The sequence below is a fragment of the Massilia sp. ST3 genome, from assembly GCF_018119405.1.
Classification (GTDB): domain Bacteria; phylum Pseudomonadota; class Gammaproteobacteria; order Burkholderiales; family Burkholderiaceae_D; genus Telluria.
Genome location: NZ_JAGPWC010000072.1, coordinates 1 through 25,929, shown reverse-complemented (window position 1 = coordinate 25,929; position 25,929 = coordinate 1). Strand labels below are relative to the sequence as shown.

The 25,929-nt window shown below is 66.9% G+C and carries 17 protein-coding genes; 9 read left to right on the top strand and 8 right to left on the bottom strand.

The window, feature by feature from the left end:
* Positions 1–262 precede the first annotated feature (262 nt).
* Together KBW98_RS24165 and KBW98_RS19780 are read left to right on the top strand one after the other, a co-directional pair.
* Positions 263–2,605, top strand: a complete 2,343-nt coding sequence (locus tag KBW98_RS24165; protein WP_211521881.1) for a family 43 glycosylhydrolase — start codon at positions 263–265, stop codon at positions 2,603–2,605.
* A 20-nt stretch (positions 2,606–2,625) separates the two neighbouring features.
* A complete protein-coding gene (locus KBW98_RS19780) occupies positions 2,626–3,195 on the top strand; it encodes a PEP-CTERM sorting domain-containing protein (protein WP_211521880.1) in 570 nt (189 codons plus the stop codon).
* On the opposite strand, the gene KBW98_RS19775 is transcribed toward KBW98_RS19780, so the two are convergent.
* The 3 genes from KBW98_RS19775 to KBW98_RS19765 form a co-directional block, all read right to left on the bottom strand.
* Positions 3,184–4,050, bottom strand: a complete 867-nt coding sequence (locus tag KBW98_RS19775; protein WP_211521879.1) for a pepsin/retropepsin-like aspartic protease family protein — start codon at positions 4,048–4,050, stop codon at positions 3,184–3,186. The genes KBW98_RS19780 and KBW98_RS19775 overlap by 12 nt on opposite strands.
* Positions 4,051–4,274: 224 nt before the next feature.
* Positions 4,275–6,668, bottom strand: a complete 2,394-nt coding sequence (locus KBW98_RS19770) for a TonB-dependent receptor domain-containing protein (protein ID WP_211521878.1) — start codon at positions 6,666–6,668, stop codon at positions 4,275–4,277.
* 208 nt (positions 6,669–6,876) lie between these two features.
* Complete coding sequence (locus KBW98_RS19765) at positions 6,877–7,668, bottom strand: PhzF family phenazine biosynthesis protein (RefSeq protein ID WP_211521877.1); 792 nt, start codon at positions 7,666–7,668, stop codon at positions 6,877–6,879.
* An 85-nt stretch (positions 7,669–7,753) separates the two neighbouring features.
* Between KBW98_RS19765 and KBW98_RS19760 the strand changes: the two genes are divergently transcribed.
* On the top strand, positions 7,754–10,939 hold the full coding sequence (locus KBW98_RS19760) for an error-prone DNA polymerase (protein ID WP_211521876.1): 3,186 nt from the start codon (positions 7,754–7,756) through the stop codon (positions 10,937–10,939).
* Positions 10,940–11,102: 163 nt separating this feature from the next.
* On the opposite strand, the gene KBW98_RS19755 is transcribed toward KBW98_RS19760, so the two are convergent.
* The 3 genes from KBW98_RS19755 to KBW98_RS19745 are packed head-to-tail and all read right to left on the bottom strand — an operon-like array spanning position 11,103 to position 15,606.
* Positions 11,103–12,026 (bottom strand): hypothetical protein, encoded by a 924-nt coding sequence (locus KBW98_RS19755; RefSeq protein ID WP_211521875.1) that lies wholly within the window; start codon positions 12,024–12,026, stop codon positions 11,103–11,105.
* A complete protein-coding gene (locus KBW98_RS19750; protein WP_211521874.1) occupies positions 12,023–14,377 on the bottom strand; it encodes an LTA synthase family protein in 2,355 nt (784 codons plus the stop codon). The genes KBW98_RS19755 and KBW98_RS19750 overlap by 4 nt, the downstream gene beginning before the upstream one ends.
* Positions 14,371–15,606, bottom strand: coding sequence for a YaiO family outer membrane beta-barrel protein (locus KBW98_RS19745; protein WP_211521873.1), 1,236 nt, complete (start codon positions 15,604–15,606; stop codon positions 14,371–14,373). Before KBW98_RS19745 ends, KBW98_RS19750 begins: the two co-directional genes overlap by 7 nt.
* Positions 15,607–15,881: 275 nt before the next feature.
* Here KBW98_RS19745 and KBW98_RS19740 point away from each other — a divergent pair, with 275 nt between their 5' ends.
* From KBW98_RS19740 to KBW98_RS19720, 5 genes are all read left to right on the top strand, one after another.
* A complete protein-coding gene (locus KBW98_RS19740; RefSeq protein WP_211521872.1) occupies positions 15,882–16,910 on the top strand; it encodes a LacI family DNA-binding transcriptional regulator in 1,029 nt (342 codons plus the stop codon).
* Positions 16,911–17,132: 222 nt separating this feature from the next.
* Complete coding sequence (locus KBW98_RS19735) at positions 17,133–18,269, top strand: choice-of-anchor E domain-containing protein (RefSeq protein WP_211521871.1); 1,137 nt, start codon at positions 17,133–17,135, stop codon at positions 18,267–18,269.
* A gap of 96 nt (positions 18,270–18,365) precedes the next feature.
* Positions 18,366–18,890, top strand: coding sequence for a gluconokinase (locus tag KBW98_RS19730; protein ID WP_229429304.1), 525 nt, complete (start codon positions 18,366–18,368; stop codon positions 18,888–18,890).
* Positions 18,891–19,010: 120 nt separating this feature from the next.
* Positions 19,011–19,823 (top strand): hypothetical protein, encoded by an 813-nt coding sequence (locus KBW98_RS19725; RefSeq protein WP_211521870.1) that lies wholly within the window; start codon positions 19,011–19,013, stop codon positions 19,821–19,823.
* A gap of 71 nt (positions 19,824–19,894) precedes the next feature.
* Positions 19,895–20,125 (top strand): hypothetical protein, encoded by a 231-nt coding sequence (locus KBW98_RS19720; RefSeq protein WP_211521869.1) that lies wholly within the window; start codon positions 19,895–19,897, stop codon positions 20,123–20,125.
* 15 nt (positions 20,126–20,140) lie between these two features.
* Here the strand turns inward: KBW98_RS19720 and KBW98_RS19715 are convergent, their stop codons facing one another.
* Both KBW98_RS19715 and KBW98_RS19710 read right to left on the bottom strand, forming a co-directional pair.
* Positions 20,141–22,489, bottom strand: coding sequence for a GH36-type glycosyl hydrolase domain-containing protein (locus KBW98_RS19715; RefSeq protein WP_211521868.1), 2,349 nt, complete (start codon positions 22,487–22,489; stop codon positions 20,141–20,143).
* Positions 22,490–22,505: 16 nt separating this feature from the next.
* Complete coding sequence (locus KBW98_RS19710) at positions 22,506–23,921, bottom strand: MFS transporter (RefSeq protein ID WP_229429303.1); 1,416 nt, start codon at positions 23,919–23,921, stop codon at positions 22,506–22,508.
* 438 nt (positions 23,922–24,359) lie between these two features.
* On the opposite strand from KBW98_RS19710, the gene KBW98_RS19705 reads away from it, so the two are divergent.
* Positions 24,360–25,877 carry a BCCT family transporter gene (locus KBW98_RS19705; RefSeq protein ID WP_211521867.1) on the top strand — a complete coding sequence of 506 codons (1,518 nt, stop codon included), beginning with the start codon at positions 24,360–24,362 and terminating at the stop codon, positions 25,875–25,877.
* Positions 25,878–25,929 lie beyond the last annotated feature (52 nt).

Sequence of the window (25,929 nt, the reverse complement as noted above, 5' to 3'; positions counted from 1 at the left end):
TATGCCGGGGAGTGGGCGGTTTCCAAAAAACTTGGGCCCCGGCCTGCGCGGGGGCGACGGTCTTTGGGCTGACAGCTCCAGCGGCGCTCACTCAGCCGATACCAATATCGACATCAATCACAGCATTAATGTGATTTGTCAGAATTTTAAAAACTCTTCATTCTGTCCATTCACCGACCATACCCAGAGACGGCCGTCCGACGCGCGCCGCGGGGATCCGTGCGCCCAAGCGCGACGAACATAACGATAACGGAGACAAGCAATGAAGAAGCCATTCTCTCGATGGGGAATAGGGGCGCTGTTGGCCTCGTCCCTGATTTCCCTGAACGCCGCCGCCCAGGCCGGATTCACCCAGCCCGCCTTCAAGAACGCCTCGGTCCATGACCCATCGGTGATCAAGGTCGGCGACACCTTCTATGTCTTCGGCTCGCACCTCGCCGCCGCCAAGACCAAGGACCTGATGAACTGGGAGCAGGTCACCGACAGCGTGAGCGCCACCAACAAGCTGTTCCTGAACGGCTCCGCCAACGTTTTCACCGAACTGTCCGAGGCCTTCAGCTGGGCCCAGTCGAACACCCTGTGGGCGGCCGACGTACGCCAGCTCGCGGACGGCAAGTTCTACATGTACTACAACGCCTGCAAGGGCGATTCGCCGCGCTCGGCCCTGGGCGTCGCGGTGGCCAACAGCATCGAGGGTCCCTATGTCGACAAGGGACTGATCCTGCAGTCGGGGATGTGGGGCCAGGCCAGCGCCGACGGCACCGTCTACGACGCCCTCAAGCACCCGAACACGGTCGATCCGCACGTCTTCTTCGACAACGGCGGGCGCCTGTGGATGATCTACGGTTCCTACTCGGGCGGCATCTTCATCATGCAGATGAATCCCTCGAACGGCATGCCGCTGCCCGGGCAGGGCTACGGCAAGCGCCTGATCGGCGGGAACCATAGCCGCATCGAAGGCGCCTTCGTGCTGTACAGTCCCGCCACCTCCTACTACTACATGTTCACCTCCTTCGGCGGCCTGGACGCCACCGGCGGCTACAACATGCGCGTGGCGCGCTCGCTCAATCCGGACGGTCCCTACCTGGACGCCCAGGGCAACAACATGGCGAACGTGAAGTCCGATCCGAGCAAACCCCTGTTCGACGATGCCTCGATCGCGCCCTATGGCGTCAAGATGATGGGCAGCTTCCTGTTCGACCGCAAGCTGGGTGAAACGGGCACCGGCATCGGCACCGGCTACGTCTCGCCCGGCCACAACTCGGCCTATTACGACGCCGCCACCGGACGCCACTTCCTGGTGTTCCACTCGCGCTTCCCCGAGCGCGGCGAGCAGCACGAGATCCGCACTCACCAGATGTTCATGAACGCGGACGGTTGGCCGGTCGTCACGCCTTACCGCTTCGCCAACGAGAAGCTGGCCGCGGTGCGGCGCGAATTCGTGGTTGGCGACTACCTGCTGGTCAACCATGGCAAGGACATCTCCGCCACCGTCAAGAAGGCGCAGTCGATCACGCTGAACGCGACCGGTACCGTCACCGGCGCCGTCACCGGCAGCTGGGCCCTGGTCGGCAGCAACGGGGTGGAGCTGCAACTGGCCGGCGCGGCGCCCTACAAGGGCGTGCTGGTCAGCCAGTGGGACGAGACCTCGAAGAGCTATGTGATGACCTTCTCGGCCCTGTCGCGCGACGGCGTGAGCATCATGGGCAGCCGCCTGGTCCCGCGCACCGACGCCCAGGTGGTCACCGCCATCTACAATGAGCTCAGCCTGGGCAACACCTCGGCCGTCACCGCCAACCTGAACCTGCCGGCCAGCGGCGCACGCGGCGCAACCATTGCCTGGACCTCGTCCAACCCGGCGGTGGTCAGCAACACCGGCGTGGTGAATGCCTCGCCCAACGGCGACGTGACCCTGACCCTGACGGCGCGCATCACCAAGGGTACGGCCACGACGGTGAAGGCCTTCACGGTCACCGTGCGCAAGGCCGGCGGCCTGCTGGCGCACTATGCCTTCGACGGCAACCTGTTCGATGCGAACGGCGTGTTCGCACCGGGCACGGTGATCGGCAGCCGTATCGATGTCGCCGGCGGCAGCCTGGGCTATGAAGCGGGCGTGAAGGGCAATGCCGCCGTGTTCAACGGCGCGACCGGCGTCCGCCTGCCGAACGGCCTGATCTCGTCCAACAACTACACGGTCGCGCTCTGGCTCAAGCCGGCGCAGCTGAACGCCTTCAGCACCACCTTCTTCGGCGCCCGCACCACGGATTCCTGGATCAGCCTCCTGCCGAAAGGGCACGACTTCGTCGGCGGCGCCAGCATGCTGTGGTCGGGCACGGCCTGGTACGACGCCGGGCTGGGCATGAACATCCCGGTCGGCCGCTGGTCGCACCTGGCCTTCAGCGTGAAGAACGGCGCGGTCAATGTCTATGTCGACGGTGTGAAGAAGTTCAGCGGCGCGAATTTCCCGAACGTGTTCACCAACACCAGCGGCGTGTTCGCCCTGGGTGTGAACTGGTGGGACGCGCCCTACGTGGGCTCGATGGACGACCTGCGCATCTATGGAACGGCATTGACTGACGCCGACGTGGCCGCGCTGGCCCGCTGATACTCGAGGAAGAAATGAACATGAAGAAGACCATACTCTCGCTGGCCTTGATGCTGGCATCCCTGGGAAGCTCGACCTGGGCTTCGGCCGGCGTGATCGGCTTCGACGACCTGCCGGGCGAAGAAACCACCGTGGTGGCCAATGGCTACGGCGGCTTCGACTGGGACAACGTGGGCGTGATCCGCGCCGACGCCTACCCGGGCAGCGGCTACGAGCTTGGCGCCGTCTCGTTCGCGAACACGGCCTATAACCGTGACGGTGCCCCGGTGGCGATCTCGAAGGCTGGCGGCTTCAACTTCGTCGGCGCCTGGTTCACCTCGGCCTGGCTGGAGCAGGAGATTTCCTTCGAGGGCTGGCGCAACGGCCAACTGCTGTACTCGACCGGCGTGTCCACCGTGATCGACACGATGGCGCCGCAGTGGGTGCAGCTGGGCTGGAACGGGATCGATACGCTGGTGATCTACAACAGCAGCCCGACCCCGTGGGCCATGGACGACTTCACGGTGCCGGAACCGGCAACCCTGGGCCTGTTCGGCGCGGCGCTCGCGAGTCTTGCCGCCGTACGCCGTCGCCGTTCCTCACGGACATAGCGCGACGCTGCGCGCTCGCTGGTCGATCATGACCGCGTAGCGCTGCAGGACGTGCGCGCCGACGAGCAGTTCCGGGAACCGCTCCGAGACGCGCACGTCGACATCCTTGACCTCGGCGGCGCCGATCCTGAACGGGCCGCCGACGACCGCGCGTTTCGTATCGACCTTGGTGTTGGTCAGCGTGCCTTGCCCCGCCTGGTGCAAAGGGGCGCTGCCGATCTTGTCGTACAGCGCCTGGGGCAGCACGAAGCTGACGTTGGCGCCGGTATCCAGGTTTCCTTCGGTTCGCACCTGGCCGATGGAGACGGGCACGCGGAAGGCGCGCTCGTACTTGAGGATCTGTTCGCCCGCCGCAGGCAGCGACAGCGAACGGCTGAACGACAGCGTCCGGTTCGGGTAATCCAGGATCAAGAGGCCGTCGGCGAAGAACTCGCGCCCGACGATGCCGTGGAAAGCTGCGGGGCCCTTGCTGCCACCGTAGTTGCGGGTGATGACTTCGAGGTCCTTCCTTGCCAGGCCACCCAGGTCCAGTGAATCGAGCCTTACCGTGTCGACCTTGGCGCTTTGCACGCCGTCCGAGGTCTCGCTCTTGCCCTGGGGCTTCAGCCCGAGCGCCGCTACCAGCGTCGCATCCGCGCGTCCCAGGCCGCTTGCGCCGGTGTCGATGGCGAAGCGAAAGGGACCGTGGTCGTTGACGCGGGCTTGCACGTAGATGCGGCCGTCGACCACTTCGAACGGCAACTGCACCACGAAGCTGTCGCGCGGCGCCTGGACCAGTTTGCAGACGTCGGATGCGGAGGTATGGGCCCAGGCGCTCATGCACAGGGTGGAGAGGAAGAGCAGGGATTTGTTCATGGCTTCTCCTTGGAAGAGAAGGCCAGTATTGCCGCTGTCAGAAGCGGATGCGGGGAATTTCCGACGAATCGGGATAGGTGCCGACGAAAGTGCCGGTATCGGAAATGAAAAAGGCTTTGTAAGTGGCAACGGCTAAAAACCGTCATCCCCGCGAAGGCGGGGACGACGGTTTTGATGCTAACTGAAAGGGGTAACTCCGCAAGCGGAGCCTACCCCCTGAAGACTCAGAACTTGTGCGACAGACGCGCAAACACCGATGCCCCGTTCAAGCCAAACTGCACGCTCTCGTACTTGAAGCCGTTGTCGGTTTCGTTCGGATCCTGCGCGGTCGGCTTGACGTTGAAGATGTTGGTGCCGCCGACGGTGAACTTGGTCTTGTCGGTGAAGGCCCAGGTGAAGGACAGGTCGGCCGAGGTCTTCGCTTCGTACTTCTGGTTCGGCACCGGCGGGCCCGAGAAGGTGCCCAGGGTCTGCGGACCGAAGTGGACGATGCGCAGCGAGGTTTCAAACTTGTCCAGGCTGTAGTCGAAGCCCAGGGTGGCCTTGCGGCGCGGTGCGCCTTCCTCGATGAACAGGCGCTCGCGCTCGGACAGCAGCACGTCCTCGAAGCCCGCCAGCGCGGCCGGGGCCTTCACGCCCTTGACTTCGGTCTTGCTGAAGTTGACCGCCAGGAAGGTGTTCAGCTTGCCGGCGCCCAGGTCGGCGCGGTTCGACACCGTCAGGTCCAGGCCCTGGGTCTTGGTGTCGACCGAGTTGACGAAGAACTGGGCCTGGCCCACGCCCAGCTGGCGCAGGGTCGCGCCCAGGGCCGGGTAGTTTTCTTCATCGAAGCGGCCCGACAGCACGATGCGGTCGTCGATGTCGATGCGGTACAGGTCGGCCGTCACCGAGGTGGACTGGGTCGGCGACCAGGTGATGCCGGCGGTGAAGCTCTTCGATTCTTCGTCCTTGAGCTGCGGGATGCCGGCGGCGTTCGCCACGGGGCCGCCGTTCGGGGCCAGCACCACGTCCAGCGGCACGCCGCTGACGAAGTCGGTGAAGGTCGACGAGAAGTAGACCTGCTGCAGCGACGGGGCGCGGAAGCCGGTGCTGGCCGAGGCGCGCAGCAGCACTTGCGGGGTCACGCGGTAGGAGCCGGCCAGCTTGCCGGTGGTGGTCGAACCGAAGTCCGAATAGCGCTCGTGGCGCAGCGCGGTCTGGACCTTGAAGCGGTCGCTGACGTCGGTCTCGATGTCGAGGTAGGCGGCGCTGCTGTGGCGGTCGCTGTCGGTCGCGTCGCCCGGCTGGAAGCCCGGGAAGCCCTGGCTGCCGGCATTGCCGCCGAAGCCCACGCCGTCGGCGTCGATCCAGGAACCGGTTTCGCCGGCGAAGATCTTGTAGTTCTCGCGGCGGTGCTCGAGGCCGAAGGCCACGTTCATGCCGTTCAGGACGCCGTTGTAGAAGCGGCTGAAGTCCAGGTTGGTGGTCGCCTGGCGGAAAGAGAAACCGCCCGCGTCGAAGGCCGACGCGCTGCGGCCCTCGCCGCCGTTGATCAGGTCCAGGTTGGCGATCGAGGCGTTCAGGGTGTTGTTGATGTTGTACATCAGGCGGTTGTAGCCGTAGGTCTGCGACAGGTCGGCATTCCATTCGCCCACCTGCATGCGGAAGCCCACGGTGCCCCAGCGGTCGTCGACCTTGCCGTCGATGAAGGGCACGAAGCCTTCCGGATACATCGCCGCCGAGTTACGCGAGGGGATGTCTTCCGAACCCAGGCCTTCGCGTGCCCAGGCGGCCGACGAGGCGTCGCGCTTCTGCGCGCCCGCGGTGAAATACAGCTTGCCCGGACCGGCCGGGAATTCGCCGTTCAGGTACAGGGTCTGGTTCTCGGACTTGGTGTCGCCGATGATGCGCGGGTTGCCCGGCTCCGAGCGGTTCGAGCGGCCGCGGTCGTAGTATTCGCCGGTGATGCCCAGCACGCCGCCCGCCACGGCCACGCCGCAGTAGGCCGAGGCCAGCCAGTTCTCGCCGTCGCCTTCGGTGTACTGGCCGTAGCCCAGCACCGATTCGCAGCCCAGGTTCTTCTTCAGTTCGATGTTGATCACGCCCGCGATCGCATCCGAGCCGTATTGCGCGGCGGCGCCGTCGCGCAGCACCTGCACGTTCTTGATCGCCAGCAGCGGGACCGCGTTCATGTCGGTGCCCGTGTTGCCGCGGTTGCGCGCGCCGAACAGGTTCACCAGGGCCACCGTGTGGCGGCGCTTGCCGTTCATCAGCACCAGGGTCTGGTCCGAACCCAGGCCGCGCAGGGCGGCCGAGTCGATCAGGTCGGCGCCGTCCGCGCCGGTCTGGCGGGTCGAGTTGAACGAGGGCGAGATGTTGGTCAGGGCCTGGGCCAGGTCGAACTGGCCGCCTTGTTCGGCCGCCTTGGTCATCGGGATGAAGTCGACCGGCACCGGGGTGTCGGTCGAGGACGCGGTGCCCACGCGGCGCGAGCCGACGACGTTGACGGTGGTGACATCGCCGGTCACGGCCGGCGCGGCGCTTTGTGCGTGGGCGGCGGCGGGAAGCAGTGCTGCGAGGGCGGTGGCGCCGTAGAGGGCGAGCACCAGGGACTGCGGAATCGATTTGAGTTTGAGCACAGAGTTTTCTCCGGGGGAAAATTAGATACTAATCAATTGACCCTTTGATCACCATGGCTCTGTAGCATTAATGCAACGTTGTATTGATATAACTGAAAATCATTCAACCAGCATGAGTCCGTAGGGTTGGCGGCTACGCCGCCGACGCGTACAGCCGGCGCATGAAGTTGAACGCGTCGGCGGCAAAGCCGCCGACCCTACGCCTGGGTCAATCGGCCGATTCGACCCGGCCTCCGACGAGCACCGCGCTCTCATCGATCCGGGTGCGGATCAGGCAATCGCGCCCGGTCGCGCGGCCTTGCAGCAGGGTGAGGCCCTGCCCGAGCAGCGCCGTCAGCGCGCCCGCGGCTACGCCGGTGGCGCTGTCTTCCAGCGCCGGGTCGAGGTGATTGAAGTTGCGTCCCTCGTAGTTCCCATCCGCGCGCCGGCAGTACACGTAGATGCCGTTCACGCCGGCCTGCTTGCCCCAGGCGCCGATCGCCGCCAGGTCGGGTGCGAGCGCATGCAGGGTAGCCGTGTCCGGCACTTCGACCAGCAGTTTCGGGCTGCCGATCGAGGTCACGCGCGGCGCCGAGGCGGGGGTGAAACCTGGGGCCAGCAGCAGGCGCGCCAGCAGTTTCGCATCGAGCGCAGGCTGGGCCGCCTCCTGCACGTCCATCCGTACGAAAAACTCACCGTCCGCATGGACGAGGCCCAGGCGCTGGCCGCGCACGGCGGTGCGCACCGCCAGCGATGGCGCCTGCGGATCGCGCGCGAACAGCACCTGCGCCACCGCCAGGGTCGCATGCACGCAAAGGGGACTGCGCGCATGCGGATAGAAGTAGTCGACCACGCCCGCGATGCCTGGCTCGTTCGCGGGATCGATCCATACGCAGGTCATGTTGCGCTCGCGCGCGAAGCGTGCGCGCTCCTCCTGGCCGGACGCATCGTCCTCGATCACCAGGGCGGGGTTGCCGGCGCCGGGGCGGGCGCCGAAGCATTGCAGGGCATGGATCTTCATTGTGCTCTCTTGTCGTGTTGGCCTCGTCGGTTATACTGTGTTTTTATACAGTATTGCCGTTTTATCCAAGGATTGTAGCCCAGCCGTGACAGAGCCGCCGACCACTGCCTCTCCACAGATACTGCCCCAGTACGCGGAGCTGTTCTGCCTGTCGAACTTCTCCTTCTTGCAGGGGGCCTCGCACGCGGAAGAACTGGTGATGCGCGCCGTGCAGCTGGGCTACTTCGCGCTGGCCCTGACCGACGAATGCTCGTTGGCCGGCGTGGTGCGCGCCCATGGCGAAGCGAAGAAGGCCGGCCTGCCGCTGGTGATCGGCGCCCATTTCCACCTGAAGCAGCGCGACGGCAGCCCGGCCCTGTCCTTGATCCTGCTGGCCCGCAACCGCAACGGCTACGGCAACCTGTCGGAACTCATTACGCTGGGCCGCATGCGCGCCGCCAAGGGCGAGTACTTCCTCACGCCCGAGGACCTGGCCGAGCCGGATGCGGAACACGCGCACCTGCGGCACATGCCGGACTGCCTGGCGATCCTGTTGCCAGCCTATCCGGGCCACGAAGCCCGCGACGTCGACCGCCTGCACGCCCAGGCCGCGTGGATGGCCACCACTTTTCCGGGCCGCGCCTGGCTCGGGCTGACCCTGCTGCACCGCGCCTTCGACGATGCCCACCGCGCCACCATCGAGGAGGTGGGTTGGCAGCATGGCTTGCCGATCACGGCCCTCGGCCACGTGGTGATGCACGTGCGCTCGCGCAAGCCCTTGCAGGACACCTTGACCGCCACGCGCCTGGGCAAGCCGGTGGCCGAATGCGGCTACGGCCTGGCGCAGAACGCCGAGCAGCACCTGCGCGCCCGCCTGCGCCTGGCCAATATCTACACCCGAGAAGCCCTGGCCGAGACGGTGCGCATCGCGCGCCTGTGTACTTTCTCGCTGGACGAGCTGCGCTACGAGTATCCGGACGAGGTGGTCCCGCCCGGCCACAGCGCCAGCAGCTACCTGCGCGCCGAAACCTATATCGGCGCGTACCGGCGCTTCCGCGAAGGCATTCCGGCCAAGGTGCAGGCCCAGATCGAACATGAGCTGGGCCTGATCGCCGACATGAAGTACGAGCACTACTTCCTGACCGTGTACGACATCGTGCGCTTCGCCCGGTCCCAGAACATCCTGTGCCAGGGACGCGGCTCGGCCGCCAATTCGGCGGTCTGCTACTGCCTCGGCATCACCGAGGTCGATCCCGCGCGCGCCAGCCTGCTGTTCGAGCGCTTCATCTCGAAGGAGCGCAACGAGCCGCCCGACATCGACGTCGACTTCGAGCACCAGCGCAGGGAAGAGGTTATCCAGTACATCTACGGCAAGTACGGGCGCGAGCGCGCGGCGCTGGCCGCGGTGGTGATCAGCTACCGTCCCAAGAGCGCGCTGCGCGACAGCGGACGCGCGCTCGGCATCGACCTGGCCATCGTCGAGAAGGTCGCCAAGATGCACCACTGGTTCGACAGCCGCGCCGATCTGCTGGGGCGCCTGGCCGAAAGCGGCCTCGATCCGGAAGCGCCGCTGTCGCGCCAGTGGGCCACCCTGGCCCAGCAGCTGCTGAATTTCCCGCGCCACCTGTCGCAGCACCCGGGCGGCTTCGTGATCGCCCAGGGCAAGCTGTCGCGCCTGGTGCCGATCGAGAACGCGGCGATGGAAGAGCGCAGCGTGATCCAGTGGGACAAGAACGACCTCGAAGAACTCGGGCTGATGAAGGTCGACGTGCTGGCCCTGGGCATGCTGTCGATGATGCGGCGCGGGCTGGAGCTGGTCGGCCAGCGCTACGGCGACGTGTTCGAGATGCAGGACATCCCGCCCGACGACACGGCCACCTACGACATGATCTGCGCGGCCGATACGGTGGGCGTGTTCCAGATCGAGTCGCGCGCCCAGATGAGCATGCTGCCGCGCATGCGGCCGCGCCGCTTCTACGACCTGGTGATCGAGGTGGCGGTGGTGCGCCCCGGCCCGATCCAGGGCGGCATGGTCCACCCGTACCTGCGGCGCAGGCAGGGTCTCGATCCCGTGCATTACCCCAGTCCCGAGATGAAGGTGGCGCTGGCGCGCACCCTGGGCGTGCCGATCTTCCAGGAACAGGTCATGCAGGTGGCGATCCTGGGCGCGGGTTTCACGCCGGGCGAGGCCGACCAGCTGCGGCGCGCGATGGCGGCCTGGAAGCGCAAGGGCGGCCTGGAACAGTACTACGACCGCATCGTGGGCGGCATGCTGGAGCGCGGCTACGAACTGGCCTTCGCCGAATCGATCTTCAGCCAGATCCAGGGCTTCGGCGAATACGGCTTTCCCGAATCGCACGCGGCCAGCTTCGCGCTGCTGGCCTATGCCAGCTCCTGGCTCAAGTGCCACGAGCCGGCCGCCTTCCTGTGCGCGCTGCTCAACAGCCAGCCGATGGGTTTCTACAGCCCCTCGCAGCTGGTGCAGGATGCGCGCCGCCACGGCATCGAGGTCAGGCCGGTGGACGTGGCCATCAGCGGCTGGGATTCGGCGCTGGAGGAGCTCGATCCCGTCGACCGTTCGCGCCAGCCGGCGGTGCGCCTGGGCCTGTCCCTGCAGCGCGGTCTAAGCCGGGACGTGGCCGAGCGCATCGAGGAAGCGCGCGCGATCCGGCCTTTCGAGAGCGTGGCCGACCTGGCGCGGCGCGCCCGGCTCGACCGCGGCGATTTGCAGGTGCTGGCCGGCGCCAACGCGCTGCGCTCGCTGGCCGGGCACCGGCGCGAAGCCCTGTGGCAGGCGGTGGGCGCGGTGCCCGACCGCGACCTGCTGCGCCCGACCACGGTGCAGGAAGAAACGCCCCAGCTGGCCGCGCCTTCGGAAGGCGAGGAGATCGTGGGCGACTACCGCGCCCAGGGCCTGACCCTGGGCCGCCATCCGCTGGCGCTGCTGCGCGCGCAGCTGCTGGCCAAGCGCTTCATGCCGGCGTCCACCCTGATGGACTACCAGAACGGCCAGCTGGCGCGCGCCTGCGGCATGGTCACGGTGCGCCAGCGGCCCGGCACCGCCAAGGGCGTGCTGTTCATGACCCTGGAGGACGAGACCGGCAACGTCAACGTGATCGTCTGGCCCTCGCTGGTGGAGCAGCAGCGCCGCGAGGTGCTCAATGCCCCGCTGCTCGGGGTGTACGGGATCTGGCAGAAGGAAGGCGAGGTGCGCCACCTGGTGGCCAAGCGCCTGGTCGACATGTCGCATTTGCTGGGGCGTTTGAATGCGCCGAGCCGGGATTTTTGCTGATGGGCCTCGGAGCTTGATCGCGTTTCGTTAGCCGAAAAACCGTCGCACCGGCGAAGGCCGGTGCCCAAGTTCTGCATGAGCTATCGAAACGCTTGACTTGGGCCCCCGCCTCCGCCGGGGTGACGTTCATATGCTAACTAAGCGAAACTAGTACCTGGACCGTTTATTCCAGACCCAGCCACTTGCGGTAGGACTGGTAGTGATGGATCACGACCCCGCCATAGGCCGGCATCTGGCCCACCATGCGCGCGGTCGTGGCCAGTTCGCGCTCCATGTCGGCTTCGCGCAGGTGGTGGAAGGACACCTTCTTGATCGCATTCGGCAGGGTCTCGACGCCGATCATCACCTTGCGCCCGATGCGGCTGGCGTATTCCAGTTCGTCCATCGCGTGGCTGACGATGCCGTCGCCGCCTTCGGCGCGGTCGCGGTAGTCCATCAGGGCCACGTAGTCGTACAGGTCCTGCACGTGCTGGCTGACCGGCTTACGCTTGCCCTGCCATTCGAGCTCGATGCCGTCGAACCAGAAGGGAATCGCCGGTCCCATCGGCAGGTCCTGGCCGGACTTGCGCTTGAGGCGCACCAGCGCGTCGGACAGCTCGACGAATTCGGCCAGCAGGGCCATCTTGCGGGTCGACCACTCGTCCAGGATGTGCGGCTCGATGTCGAGGTTGATGCCGTCGAAGCGCTCTTCCGGCGCCGCGCCCTTGTTGTAGTCGAGGACGCGCTGCAGCATGGCTTCGGCCTGGGCCCGGTGGCGCGGCAGCACATAGCGCTCGGTCTTGAGGTAGGCCGAGCCGAGCAGGGCGTAGACCTTGAGGCCGGAGGCGTGCATGCGGCGGATCAGGGCGCGATAGCGCTGCGGCTCGGCCACGATCAGGTTGCGGCCCTCGTAGGCGTCGGCGTAGAGGTAGACCGTGTCGACCGACTTCGACTTGAGGAAATCGATGGCGCGCCCGGCCGCAGCGTCCTGGCGCAGCATGGCGTAGGACTCTTCTTCCCAGGTCCAGATGGCGCGCGGCGCTGCGGGAGCCGCATGCGACTGCGCGCAGGCCAGGGCCAGGAGCAGGGAGGCAAGGAGACGTTTCACAGCTTGAGCTCCACGTGGTACTGGCCGACGCCGATCGAGCGCCCGGTATCGGGATGCGAAGGCAGCACCGACAGGTAGTAGGTGCCGGACGGGATCTTGCCCAGGTCCGGGTGCAGGGTGACTGTCGCCGACTTGCCCGGCGCCAGCGACATGGCCTCGCCCGTGACTTCGCCCAGTTCCAGGCCGTGTTCGTTGGTGATCACCAGCAGCGGCGCGAACTCGCGCGAGCGGATCGCGGCGTGGTTGGTGAAGGTCGCCTCGACCGCCAATCGTCCCGTGCCAGGACGGGGGCGCACGCCGGATACGCCGACCTCGCCCGCCTCGGACACCAGGGGCACGCTGCGCAAGGTGCGCCCGCCCACCTCGCCATAGGCGGCCAGGGGCGTGCCGGGCGGCGACAGCGCGGCCGCCTTGCCCGCCTGCGCGTTGGCGCGCAGGAAGGCGCCGAACTGCGCCTGGGCCTTGGCCAGCGCGCCGGCGTCCTGTGCGCGGTCGACGCTCATGCCGTCCGCCAGGGTGTGCAGCTGGCCCTGGGCCAGGTAGACGGAGCCGGATACGAAGTCGCTCATCTCGGTCTTGGTCTGCTTGAGCGGAATCGCATGCAGGTTGCGGAACGCGGGCTCGACATCCAGGCCGGTGCCCAGCCAGGTGACGCGCGCGGGGGATTTCAATCCGTGATTGTTGGCCAGGTAGGCCAGCAGCGAAGGCGCGATGTCGAACTGCGACGACACCGCCTTGATCGCGCGCGGCGCTTTCAGCAGCGGCGAGACCACGATCAGCGGCACGTGGTAGCGCTCGATGCGGGTGTCCATCGGCAGCTCCGGCAGGCGGTGGTCGCCGGTGATGACGAAGATCGTGTTTTCGTAGCCCGGCAAGGTCCTGGCCTGTTCGAAGAACAGGCGCAGCGCGTCGTCGGTATACAGGATGCTGGCGAAGATGTCGCGGTAGTCCTCGTGCACCGGCTGCGGCGCGCGTCCGAGCGCGACCAGGCGCTCGGGCACGCGGCGGCGCCAGGCGTCCTGACCCGGGAAGGTGAAGGGGCTGTGCATGCTGGTGGTCTGGATGATGCTCAGCGCCGGCCCCGGATGCGCATCCTTGCGCTCGCGCTCGAGCGCCATCTCGACCAGGTCGCGATCGGCATAGCCCCAGTCGTTGCTGCGCCGGTAGCCCGGACCGAAGTCCTTCTCGCTGACGATGCTGTCCACGCCTTGGGCGCGCAGGAACAGGCCTTCGTTGTCGAACTCCATGTTCGAGCCCGAGTAGAACTTCAGGCGGTAGCCCTGGGCCCTCAAGACCGTGAGCAGGGAATCGTGGCGCGGCATGCGCTCGCCCAGCGCGGCCAGGCCCTGCTCGCCGAAGGGGAGGGAACCGAACACGGTGGTCAGCACGCCGAAGGTGCGGCCCTGGCCGGCCAGGAAGTTCTCGAAATACAGGCCCTGCTGCGCCAGCTCGTCCAGGAAGGGCGTGAAGCTGCCCAGGCGCGCGCCGGGGCCGGAGAACGAACGTCCCAGGCCTTCGACGATGATGAACACCAGGTTCGGCGGCGCACCGGCGCCGGCCTTGAACAAGGGGCCGAGGGTGTCGGGCGTGCGCTCGGCGCGCAGGAAGGGATAGCGCGGGTCCTTGCCGTCCCACGGCGCGTCGCCCTGGGCCGCTGCCTGCGCCTGCGCCGTCGCCGGGCCTCCCCGCAGCAAGCCCAGGCTGCTGTCGGCGAAATAGGCGGTCTTGTTGATCACGAAGCCCAGGTCGGCGTCGGTGCGCACCACGCGCGGCAGGAAGCGGTCGGGCAGCAGCGCGAAGGCCGCCAGGCTGATGGCCAGGGCGAGTGCGCCGCTACGCGCGCTGAAGCGCGGCCACCATTCGCGCGTGGTGGCAGCCAGCACGGCCCACAGCACGGCGAGCGACAGCGGCAGCGCCGCCAGCAGCAGTGGGCTGGCGGTCCAGCCGCCGGCGACGGTGGTGCCGATCTCGCTGCCGGAATAGGCGAACAGGTCCGCCCCCAGCGGCACGCCGGCGACCCAATGGTATTGCACCAGGCCGGCCTGGAGGCAGAGCAGCAGGCTCCAGGCGAGACCCAGCAGGACCGTGCGGATACGCTGCGAGCGGATGAAGGCGAGGGGCAGGCCGGCGAGCAGGAACACGAAGCCGTAGCGCAGCAGCGACATGGCGTCGTTGCCGACGCCGGCCCCGAACAGGGTCGATTGCGGCACCCCGGCGCCGGCGGCGTGGATGCCTTCGGCGGCGCGCAGCACCAGCCAGGCCAGCATCAGCGCCGGCAGCGATTCGAGGATGCCGGCCAGCGTCTCTCCGAGCGTGCCGCCCAACCTGCGCAGGCGATCCTTGCTTACCATCGGCGGTACACCGAGAACGACAGGCTGCGTTCGCGGCCATTGCCGTTGCCGCCCGCATCGCGCGAGAAGGCGGCGCCGACGCGGCCGCCCCAGTCGCGCGAGAAGTAATGCACCAGGTTGACGCTGCCGCCGCCGGAGCGCGCGCGTCCGCCGGCCAGCGAGAGCGGGTCGTCGCTGCGGCCGCGGTTGGCGGCCAGCTCCAGGTAGCTGTCGGCGTCGCCGCGGTAGTAGTAGCGGCCCAGCAGGCGGTCGCCCGAGCTGTGCGAGCCCGGCGACACGATGTTCTGGTGGCGCAGCTGGACATACCAGTTGCCGCTGTACTTGGCCAGGGTGGCGCCGTAGATGTTCACGCGGCCGTCGAAGCCCAGCACGTCGTCGCTGAGCGAGACCTCCCAGCCGTTGCCGACCGACTGGTACAGTTCGATGCGGCCGGCATTGGCCGGGAACAGGCGCGCACTGGGCGCGCGCTGGTAGCGCAGGTTGGCGTACGCGCCGGACCATAGCGTGAGGTAGGCGTCCAGCGCCCAGGCGTGGCCGGTCTGGGCGAAGCGGTGCGCGCGCAGGGTCTCGAAGCCGATCGAGCCGCGCTTGCCGTAATGGCGCAGGCTCGCGGTCTGCTCGTTCCAGGTGGGGTTGTCGCCGACCCGGCTCCAGGTCGAGGACAGGCCCGCGGCCCAGGTATAGCCGTCGGCGATGGCGGCGTCCGGCGCGCCGCCGAGGCGCGGCTTGGCTTGCAGGTCCGCCAGCAGGGCGTCGATCTCGGCGTCGCCGCCGCCCAGGCTGCGCGCGCGCGCCAGGTCGGCGCGCGCTTCCAGGGGGCGGCCGGCGGCGCGCGGGGCGCGCGCACGGGCGATCCAGGGGGCCGGGGCGTCCGGCTGCAAGGCCAGCAGGCGCGTGTAGGCCTCGACGGCCTGGTCGGGACGCTCGCTCCAGCGGTACAGGTCGCCCAGCGCGGACCAGACGTCGGCGTAATCGGGCGAGGCCTGGGCGGCCGCCCTCAGGTCGGCTTCCGCCTCGCTCCAGCGCTCGAGGCGCGTGTAGGCGATGCCGCGTCCCAGCAGCACGTCGGCATTGCCCGGCGAGCGCGCCAGCAGCGCGGTATAGGCGGCCACCGCCAGGGCCGGCTGGCCGCTGTTGGCGAGATTGCGCGCCTGCGCGTACTGCTGGTCGAAGGAAGGGGCGGGTGTGGCGGGCTGGACGTCGGCGGCAGGCGGCTGGTAATCGATCATGTAGGCTATCGGATGCTGCGTGGCAATAGCATGAACTCTGCCCGAGGCCATCTGGAGCGTCAAGGAATGCACGATTGCCGCGCCTGCAGTGTCGCGCCCATCCGTCAAACGAATGCTATCCTGTCCACCCACTTGCCGGCTTGGCCACACCTATCAACGGAAAAGCGGGAAAGCGGCGCGCCACCCACCACATATTGACATTGCCGCTAAAGCAAGGTGCAATCCGGGGTGGCTGGCAAGTCAGCAATAAGCGAATAACGATAACAGGAAGACGGATGAGCAGAAGCAGTGGTGGCAAGGCAAGGGGAACGGGACGCACGACGCTGGAACAGGTGGCGGCCCTGGCGGGGGTATCGATCATGACGGCCTCGCGCGCGCTCAGCCAGCCGCAGCTGGTGTCGGAAGCCACCCGCGTCAAGGTGGAGCAGGCCGTCGATGAGCTTGGCTATGTGCCCAACCGCGCCGCGCGCGCGCTGGCCTCGGCGCAATCGCACGTGATCGTGGTGCTGGTGCCGTCGCTGTCGAACGCCGTGTTCCCGGCGGTGCTGGACGGCATCCACGATGCGGTCGGCCCCAGCCGCTACCAGCTCCTGATCGGCAACACGCACTATTCCGACAGCGAGGAGGAAAAGCTCCTGCGCGTCTACCTGCAGTCGAATCCGGACGGCATCCTGCTGACCAGCATCACGCACAGCCCGCCGGTGGCCCAGATGCTGGCCAACTCGCGGGTGCCGGTGGTGTCGATGATGGACCTGGCCGACAGCACGGACGTGCTGTCGGTGGGCTTCTCCCAGCTCGACGCCGGCGTCGAGATGACGCGCCACCTGATCCACAAGGGCTACCGCCGCATCGGCTTCGTCGGCGCCCAGCTCGACGAGCGCACCCTGCGCCGCGCCGACGGCTACCGCCAGGCGATGCAGGCGGCCGGCCTGGCCGACCCGCGCCTGGAAATCATGGTGCCCGCTCCGTCCACCATCGCGCTCGGCGCGGAACTGATGGACCGGATGCTGGCCGGCGTGCCCGATTGCGACGCGGTCTTCTTCTGCAACGACGACCTGGCCCACGGCGCCATCTACCACTGCCAGCGGCGCGGTATCCCGGTGCCGGACCGGATCGCGATCTGCGGCTTCAACGACTTGCCGGCCTCGGCATGGATGATGCCTTCGCTGACCACGATCGACACGCCGCGCTATCGCATCGGCTTCGAAGCCGCCAAGCTGCTGCTGCAAGTCATCGCAGGCAAAGAGCCGGAACAGAAGCGCATCGATCTCGGTTTTACCTTGCGCCAGCGCGAAAGCACCTGAAGCGTTCACAGCCGAAGTCACATACTTGCTAACAAGCATGATTTGTGGCTGTCGGCAAAACTTACAACGTCCCTTGTCAATGCAGAGCGCATACGGATAAATAGATAGCGGTATCAATCACTTGCGTCCCTTGGCACGCTCCTTGCGTAAATACGTGTAGTTCTGCCGATCGCTGAACCGTTGTTCTGCGATGTGAGAAGAACCTATAACTAGGGATGAACAATGTTAAAGAAAACCATGCACCTGGCCATGCTGGCCGCGGTGGGCGCGTTCGCGATGCCGACCCTCGCCCATGCCACCCTCATTACGACCACGACGAACGGGTTCTCGCTGAACGCGTCGGTCACCGATAAACTGGGCGCCAACAAATCGTCGTCGGACGGCGCCACGACCCAAACCAATGTCAACCTGGGCACGACCACGCTCGGCCGCTTCGACAGCAGCAAGGGCGTGCTAACCGGTGTCAACGTCGGCCTGGCCTCGACCTACAAGCAGACCGCCAGCGTGACCGCCCCGAGCACCAGCGCAGGCAACAACATGGGCAATGCCAATGCCGTCGGCACGGGCAGCAGTGCGGTGAGGCTGACGGTGCCGACCAATGTGACCGGCGCCGCAGCCAACCTGTCGGCAACCGATAACTGCGGGGCCAAGCCGAAGGATGGATGCAACAACGGCGCTACCTCGGCCACGCTGAACCATAACCTCTCCGTCGGTTCGGCCAACCTGAACGACTACGTCGGTCCCGGCACCGTCAACGTGAACCATACGGCCACCACGCTGAAGGCCGAAACGACCGCCAATGGCTTCAATAGCGAGGCCACCACGACCTCGACCATTGACTGGTTCGGCTCGCTTACCGCCAGCTACAGCTACCTGGAGCACGCATCGCAGTCCTTTGATCCATGGGGCAACACCGTAATGAACCTGAACTTCGGTTCGGTCTACCAGGGCGATACCGTAGCCGACCTGGTGTTCTTCATCCATAACCTGGCGGGCGACCGTGTCGGCCTGACCATGACCGGCATCAGCGAGAGCGGCGACTCGAGCAACCGGTTCACGACCAATGTGGCCAATTTCGGCACCCTGGCGGCGGGCGCAAGCTACAACTACGGCGCCAGCTTCCTGACCGACATGATCGGCTCCTTCGGCGCCATCTACGAGTTCACCTTCGCCGACGCCGCACCCGATGGGGCATTCGCCACGAGCACCCTCGGTTCCGGCTACAAGCTGACCCTGAACCTGAGCGGAAGCGTGGTCGAGCGTCCGGCCGACCCGGCCGATGTGCCCGAACCGGCTTCGCTGATGCTGCTGGGCCTCGGCGCAGCCGCCATGGGCCTGCGCCGCAAACGCAAGGCTTGACCGGCCCCGCAGTTCATCCCTTCGCCTGCCGCGCCGCTTTACAAGCGCGTGGCAGGCGCGCTATGCTAGCTTCTTTGATAGCGCTATCATCGCAACATGCAAATGAATAAAGACGGGATTGCCTGGGTGACCATGGGCGTATGCGGCTGCGGCAAGAGCGTGGTCGGCGCACGCCTGGCCGCGGCGCTCGGCGTGCGCTTCGTGGAGGGCGATGACTTTCATCCGCCGGACAACGTGGCGCGCATGTCCGAGGGCATCGCATTGACGGACGAGGACCGCCAGGGCTGGCTGCAAGCGCTGCGCGGCGAGATCCTGCGCGCGCAGGGGCAGGGCATCGTGCTGTCCTGCTCCTCGCTCAAGCGCGCCTACCGCGACATCCTGCGCGGCGCAGGCGATGTCCGCTTCGTCCACCTGGCCGGAGAGCGTGCGCTGATCGAGGCGCGCATGCGCGCCCGTCCTGGACACTACATGCCGGCCTCGCTGCTGGACAGCCAGTTGCGCACGCTGGAGCCGCTGGAGCCCGACGAGGCGGGCATGACGCTCGATATCGGCGACGATCCGGACACACTGGTGAGCCGCATCCTTGCCGGCGATATGCAGCGCTTCGCGCCTTGCGCGTAAAACTCCCCCCACCGGTGATGTGAGACCGCGCGCCGCGGCCACACTAGACTTCGGGTTTGCCAGTGAGCGCAGGAAGCCCCACCTTCCTGCGCGACTGCCTTGACCAACCCGGGGATCTCCATGAAACACATCCAGCTCATCCTCCTCCTGGGCGGCGCCTGCCTGGCGCTGAACAGCCAGGCCCAGTCCTTCGGCGACTTCCTGAAGAATTCCGCCGTCAACGCGGCGCGCGCCGCCGTGTCGGGCAATGTCGACCGCGCCGTCACCGGCGCCATCGACCGCGCGTTCAGCGGCACGCCGGAACAAGGCCAGGCCCAGGCGGCCGATACCGCCGCGGCGACGGGCGCGCCGATTTCCGCTATGCCTGCCGCTGCCCCCGGCGCCGCTTCCTCTGCCTTTGCCGCCGCGGCCCCGCAGGTCGCCGCACCAGCGCTTGCCGCAGGCTGTAAAAAGCCCTTGAAGGAAGACAAGCTGCTGCTTGGCGCCAGGCCGGAGAGCTTCGAACCTGCCGGCCTCTGGCCGGAGAACGCCGCCTGCGCGGTCCACAGCTTCCGCGACTTCGAGTTCAAGCAGGCGCGCGAAGCCAAGCACGCTTTCCGCGAAGCCAGCAAGATCCGCTGCCACGGATGCGAGGGCGGCTACGCCTTCGACGCCTGGGGTGGCCATGGACTCATCAGGAAAGGCGGCGATTATTCGGCCGAGATGGCCAAGCTGCTGGTGGCCCTGAAGCAGGGCCAGAGCGTGGGCTGGAAGGGCAGCAAGTACCATGTGTCGATCACCAAGATCGGCGAGCATCCGATCGGCGACACGCCCTGCAACCAGTTCCACTACGTGCTCAAGGACGGCGGCAAGCAAGTTGCGGAATACGACGGCATGTATTGCGAGTACACCCGTCCCTACATCAGCAAGCCGACCTGGAACGAGGTCGTCTAAGCGGACGCCGCCGGATCGCTCCCTGTGCCACACTGGATCTTCCGAATTCATGTGACAGCAGGGAGCACAGCATGAGCAACGATCAGCCGAACAAGAAACCGCAGAGCGGCCGGGAACAGCAGCCCGAACCGCAGGAAGAGCAGCGCCAGCACCAGGGCGAGCAGGGCGCCAGCAGGCAGGAGGCGCCCGCCTCTCCACCGGCCGACGTGGATGGCCTCAAGAACAAGAAGCCTGAAGAGCTCACGCCGGAAGAGCTGCGCCTGATGGCCGACACCATGCCGGGCGAGGGGCCCGGCGACTGAGTTTCTCCTGCCGCGTCAGGGAACCAGGACTTCGACCAGGTAGCTGCGGCCCGCCTCGATGCCTTCGATGCGGCCGGATGGCAGCACCTCGCCGTCGCAGACGACCTGCATGCCGTTGCCGGACCCGCGCGTGACCTTCACGTGGAAGGTCGCGCCGCGGAAACGGCGCGTGATCTTCATGCCCGGCCAGCCCTGCGGCATCTGCGGCGCCACCGTCAATCCGCGGGCATCGCCCTTCAGGCCGCACAGGCCTTCGATCACGCTGCGGTAGACCCAGGAAATCGTGCCGGTATTGAACAGCTGGCTCGAACGGCCCGCCGTGCGCGGGTATTCCTTGTAGGCGCCGCGGTAGTAGTTCGGGATAAAGACCGGCAGCTGGCCGCGCTGCAGGTAGTCATTCGCATCGGGGCCGGGAATCATCTTGCGCAGGGCGTCGAAGGCGCGCTCCGTCTCGCCCACCGTGTACAGGCTGTAGATGTAGAACACCGAGGCGTGGTTGTAGACCGCGCCGTTCTCGGCCGAGCCGGGGTGCTTCTGGGTGACGCGGCCGACATCCTCGCGCATCTTGCTGTAGGGCGGGGCGAACATCTGCACGCCGTAGGGCGTGTCCAGCTGGGCGTCGACCTGGGCCAGCATCAGGGCGCGCTGGGCCTCGCTGGCCGCGCCGCCCAGGATGGCCCAGCTCTGCGGGTTCAGGTAGATGCGGCCCTCGATGTCGGCGGCGACGCCGAACTTGACGCCGTCGTCCGTGATGCCGCGCCCGAACCAGGCGCCGTCCCACAGGTGGGTGTTGGCCGCCTCGTTCATGGCGCTCGCTCCCGCGCGGAAGTGGGCGGACAGGCGTTCCTCGCCGCGCGCGGCGCAGACGTCGGCCCAGATCTGCAGGGCGTAGGCGGCGGCCACCGTCAGCCAGCCGGACACGCCGCGCCCCTTGTAGCCGACCATGTTCATTGGATCGCACCAGTCGCCCTGCTCGATGTAGCTCAGGCCGCGCCCGTCGCGCTTGTGCAGCAGCCAGTCCATCGCCATCGAGATCCGTTCGAAGGCCGTGCGCGTGCCGTCATGGGCCGTGACCTGCTCGGACAGGATGGTCTCGTCGCCGGTCTCGTCGAGATAGGCGCGCAGGCAGACCGGCAGCCACACGCAGTGGTCGGTGTGCGGGATCTGGTTGATGTACTTGAGCTCCGCGCCTTCGAACAGCAGGATCCCGTCCGGCATCGCGCCGCTGGCTTCCTGCTGGGTGAGGGCGTGCAGGAAGGCGGCGCGCGCCACCGCGGGCTTGACGAAAGCCATGCCCATGTTGTCCTGCAGGTAGTTGCGGGTCTGCGGGTCGGTGCTCAGGCGGTTGACGTCGCCGTGGTAATAGACCTGGCGCGCCAGCCAGTGGTTGACGAAGTTGTCCAGCTCCTTGTCGGGCGTTTCGATCTCGACGCAGCCGGCGCCTTCGAGCTGATAGGCTTCCTGGGCGCGCGCGGCGGCCGCGAAGCCTTCCGCGCTCAGGTAGCGCGCGCGCATGGCCGCGATCTCGGCGTCGTCGTAGGCGGGACCGAACAGGAAGCGCTGGACGCTGGTCCCGTCCGGCGCCAGGGCCAGGCGGTATTGCAGCGCGGCGACCGGCGTCTCGTAGCGCGCGTCGCCGCCGGCCAGGCGCTCGGCGTCCAGGCTGGAAGGCGCGTGCAGCCCGCCTTCGCCTTCGAAGGCCAGCTGGTTGGCTTCCCAGGCATCGGGCGGGTTCTCGCACAGCAGGTAGGTCTTGTCCTTGAACAGGCGGTTCTTGAAGTAGTCCTGCAGCTTCTGGTAGGGTGTCACGCAGGACGCCACGATGCCGCCCAGGTCGGCGCGGTATTCGGCCGACTGGTTCATCCACGACATGTAGCCGACCGTGAAATACGGATAGACGCTGATGCGGCGCGGGCGGCCGGACAGGTTCGTGACCGCCAGCAACCACAGTTCGGCCACGTCCTCGACCGGCAGGCCGAGCGTCAGCTCGACGCGGATGCCGAGCCTCTCGACGGTCCAGCGCAGGTCCGCCTGGCCGACCGAGAACACGAAGCGGTCCAGTTCACCGCGCACCGGCTCGTAGGGCGCCGAGAAGATTTCGCCCGTCTCTTCGTCCTTGACGTAGAAGAAGCGGCCCGGATGGTGGGCGTAATAGGCCTGCTCCGGCTGCATGAAGGTCTTGGCTTCCAGGTTGGGCGCGTACGAGTACTTGGCCGGCTCAGGCTGCATGAACTGGGCGGTGGCATAGCCGCGGCAGGTCACCTGGATCATCATCTTGCGGTTCCACAGGAAGCCGCCAGCCTTGGGCATGGCGGTGGGACTGTGCAGTTCGTAGCGGGCGCCGTTCTCGGTGGGGTTCAGCATCGGGTCTCCAGGTCAGTCACGCGCCGGCCTTGCGCGCGGCCAGCTCGGCCTGCATGCGGGCCAGCTGTTTGGCGTCGAGGTTATAGAAGCACATGGTCAGCACCGCCGCCAGCGCGAAGGCGGCGGGCACGAAGGACATCAACCACACGATGCCGGCCTGCGAGCCGGTGCTCTGGGCGGCGTTCGGCACATAGCCCAGCGCGGTGAACACCGAGCCGATCACGGCCACCGCCAGCGCGGTGCCGAGCTTTTGCGAGAAGGTCGCGGCGGCGAAGGTCATGGCGGTGGCGCGGCGGCCGGTGCGCCATTCGTTGTAGTCGGCGGTGTCGGCGTACATCGAGAAGGCCAGCGGCGACTTGGGACCGAGCACCAGGCCCAGGCCGGCCTGCAGCGCGAACATCAGGTCGATGCGCTCGGGCGGGATGAAGAAGAAGGCGGAAGACAGGATCGCGGTCGCGCTCATCAGCACGATCATCAGGACCCTCTTGTCGACGAAGCGGGTGAGCAGCGGCGTGCAGGCGGCGCCGATCGCGGCCGCCACCATGTAGGTGGGAACGAAGCTGGCCATCAGCTCGGGGCGGTTGACCACGTACTTGAAGTAGTAGGCGGCGGTGGTGGTGCGCAAGGTGATGGTCACCATGATGACCAGGGCCAGCACGAACAGCACCATCCACGGGCGGTTGGCCATCAGGTCGAGGATGTCGCGCCTGACGTCCGACTTCTGGCCCGGCATCGGCGCCACCCGCTCGCGGGTGTTGAGGAAGGTGACCAGGAAGAGCAGGGCGGCGGCCACGCTCCAGGCGAACATGGTCAGCTGCCAGCCGCGCGCCTCGTCGCCGGCGCCCAGCCATTGCACCATCGAGGGCGTGGCGGCGGTGACCAGGGTGCTGCCGGCGAAGGCGAAGATGAAGCGCAGGCCGTTGATGGTGGAGCGCTCCTGCGGATCGGCCGACATCACGCCCGACAGCGCGTTGTAGGGGATGTTTACGCAGGTGTAGCAGACCATCATCATCAGGTAGGTGCCGTAGGCCCAGGCCAGCTTGGCGTCGCCCTCGAGATCGGGCGTGGTGTAGGTCAGCACGGCGGCCGCGCCCAAAGGGATCGACATCCAGACCAGGTAGGGGCGGAACTTGCCGAAGCGGGTCGCGGTGCGGTCGGCCGCGGCGCCGATCATGGGGTCGGTGAAGGCGTTGACGATCTTGATGACCGACATCAGGGTCGCGGCGGCGGCGGCCGAGATGCCGAAGGTGTCGGTGTAGAAGATCAGCAGGAAGGTGGCGACATTGGTCCAGAAGAAGTTGAACCCCATGTCGGCGACGCCGTAGCTGAGCTTTTCGCGCCAGCCGAGGGCCGTGGCCGCCGGCCTGGCGTCGCCGCGCGCGGCCGCGCCGAGTGTGGCGCTGCCCGGGTCTGCATCCCCGCGTGTAAGCATGTGTTGTCTCCGTGATTGTGCGGACAGCCTGGGTTCCGTGCTCGCGCTTTATAGGTTTAAATTTGATAGCGCTAACATATCTGATCAGTATGCCTTCGGTCAGCGCGCATGTCAAACATTCGATCAAAAGCCGCGGAGGCCAAATATTTCATTATAGAACCTACATTTGTGCAAATAGGTTATTTCCGATATAATCGCCGAGCGGCGCCGCCTGCGCCCGCACCTCATCGAGGGGGATCGCCCGATCCGCCTTCGTTCATTCGCGGTCCATCCGGACCACGGCCTTGCCCTACCCGCCGTCCGGTCGCCCTGACGAGCGCGCTTGGCGCACTTCGTCCGCGCTCCTTTACGGAGCCGCTTCGTTCTGCTTCGCGCCTTGTGGCGCATGGCGCCGGCAAGGCCATCAATATCGCACACGCTTGCAACACAGGGGCTCTCATGCAAATGCTTTTTTCCGCCGGTTTCATTTTCCTGGTCGTGTTGTGGGGGATCTTCGCTCCCGCGCACATGGCGGCGACCCTCGACGCCACCCTGGCGGCGCTGACCCGCAACTTCGGCTGGTTCTACCTGTGGGTGGTGCTGGGCCTGGTCCTCTTCGCCGCCTTCGTCGCCTTCAGCCGCTACGGCAAGCTCAAACTCGGCAACGAGGATGACGAGCCCGAGTTTTCGGCCGGCAGCTGGTTCGCCATGCTGTTCGCGGCCGGGATGGGCATCGGCCTGGTGTTCTGGGGCGTGGCCGAACCGGTCTCCCATTACGTGACGGCGCCGCCTGGCGTCACCGCGGGCACGCCGGAGGCGGCCAATGCGGCGATGCGCTACGTGTTCTTCCACTGGGGCGTGCATCCCTGGGCGGTGTACAGCGTGGTGGCCCTGGCGATCGCCTTCTTCCAGTACCGGCGCGCCGGCACGCCGCTCATCAGCACGGTGACCGCATCGCTACCCTGGCGCCCGGTGCGCGCCATGTCGGGCGTGTTCAACGTGCTGGCGGTCGTGGCCACGGCCTTCGGCGTGGCTTCCTCGCTGGGGATGGGGGCCTTGCAGATCAACAGCGGCCTGCACGCCGTGTTCGGCGTGGACGTGAGCGAAACCTGGCAGGTCGCGATCATCGTCGTGACCACCGCCGTGTTCGTGGGCTCGGCGGTGAGCGGGGTGGAGAAGGGCATCAAGCTGCTCTCCAGTTTCAACATGCTGCTGGCCCTGCTGCTGGCGCTGGCCGTGTTCGTGCTCGGCCCCACGGTGGCGATCATCGACACCCTGACCAATACCCTGGGCAGCTATGTCAGCGACATCGCCCGCATGAGCCTGCGCTCCACGCCTTTCCGCGACAGCAGCTGGGTCGCGAACTGGACCATCTTCTACTGGGCCTGGTGGATCTCGTGGTCGCCCTTCGTCGGCCTGTTCATCGCGCGCGTCTCGCGCGGGCGCACCCTGCGCGAATTCATCATGGGCACCGTGCTGGCCCCGTCGCTGGCGGCCTTCCTGTGGTTCTCGGTATTCGGCGGCAGCGCGCTGACGATGCAGATCTGGCAGCAGGTGCCGCTGGCCGAGACGGTCAAGGCCGACATGGCGCTGGCGCTGTTCGACATGCTGCATGTCCTGCCCTTCGGGCAGGTCATGTCGGTGGTGGCGACCCTGCTGGTGGTGGTGTTCTTCGTGACCTCCGGCGACTCGGCGGTGCTGGTGCTGGGCATGATGAGCAGCCGCGGCGACCCGAATCCGTCCGGGCGGGTCAAGGTCGTATGGGGGATGCTGATCGCAGGGATCGCCATCAGCCTGCTGCTGGCGGGGGGACTGAAGGCGGTGCAGACGGCGACCATTTTGTTCGCGCTGCCGTTCGCGCTGGTGATCGTGCTGATGGTGGTATCGCTATGGCGGGCCTTGCGCGAGGACTGGGTGGCGGAGGACCAGCGCGAGCGCGCGATGCGCAGGAAGATGCGGGAGATGGTGTCGCGTTGAGTGCGTGCCGCGTCGGTTGACCGTTAGCAGAAAGACCGTCGCCCCCGCCCGC

Bases quoted from the DNA above. Each gene is read 5' to 3' on its own strand.
- KBW98_RS19740 (WP_211521872.1), top strand. From the start codon at position 15,882: ATGAGCAGAAGCAGTGGTGGCAAGGCAAGGGGAACGGGACGCACGACG.
- KBW98_RS24165 (WP_211521881.1), top strand. From the start codon at position 263: ATGAAGAAGCCATTCTCTCGATGGGGAATAGGGGCGCTGTTGGCCTCG.
- KBW98_RS19705 (WP_211521867.1), top strand. From the start codon at position 24,360: ATGCAAATGCTTTTTTCCGCCGGTTTCATTTTCCTGGTCGTGTTGTGG.
- KBW98_RS19730 (WP_229429304.1), top strand. From the start codon at position 18,366: ATGCAAATGAATAAAGACGGGATTGCCTGGGTGACCATGGGCGTATGC.
- KBW98_RS19750 (WP_211521874.1), bottom strand. From the start codon at position 14,377: ATGGTAAGCAAGGATCGCCTGCGCAGGTTGGGCGGCACGCTCGGAGAG.
- KBW98_RS19735 (WP_211521871.1), top strand. From the start codon at position 17,133: ATGTTAAAGAAAACCATGCACCTGGCCATGCTGGCCGCGGTGGGCGCG.
- KBW98_RS19780 (WP_211521880.1), top strand. From the start codon at position 2,626: ATGAAGAAGACCATACTCTCGCTGGCCTTGATGCTGGCATCCCTGGGA.
- KBW98_RS19715 (WP_211521868.1), bottom strand. From the start codon at position 22,489: ATGCTGAACCCCACCGAGAACGGCGCCCGCTACGAACTGCACAGTCCC.
- KBW98_RS19725 (WP_211521870.1), top strand. From the start codon at position 19,011: ATGAAACACATCCAGCTCATCCTCCTCCTGGGCGGCGCCTGCCTGGCG.
- KBW98_RS19720 (WP_211521869.1), top strand. From the start codon at position 19,895: ATGAGCAACGATCAGCCGAACAAGAAACCGCAGAGCGGCCGGGAACAG.
- KBW98_RS19710 (WP_229429303.1), bottom strand. From the start codon at position 23,921: ATGCTTACACGCGGGGATGCAGACCCGGGCAGCGCCACACTCGGCGCG.
- KBW98_RS19745 (WP_211521873.1), bottom strand. From the start codon at position 15,606: ATGATCGATTACCAGCCGCCTGCCGCCGACGTCCAGCCCGCCACACCC.
- KBW98_RS19765 (WP_211521877.1), bottom strand. From the start codon at position 7,668: ATGAAGATCCATGCCCTGCAATGCTTCGGCGCCCGCCCCGGCGCCGGC.
- KBW98_RS19775 (WP_211521879.1), bottom strand. From the start codon at position 4,050: ATGAACAAATCCCTGCTCTTCCTCTCCACCCTGTGCATGAGCGCCTGG.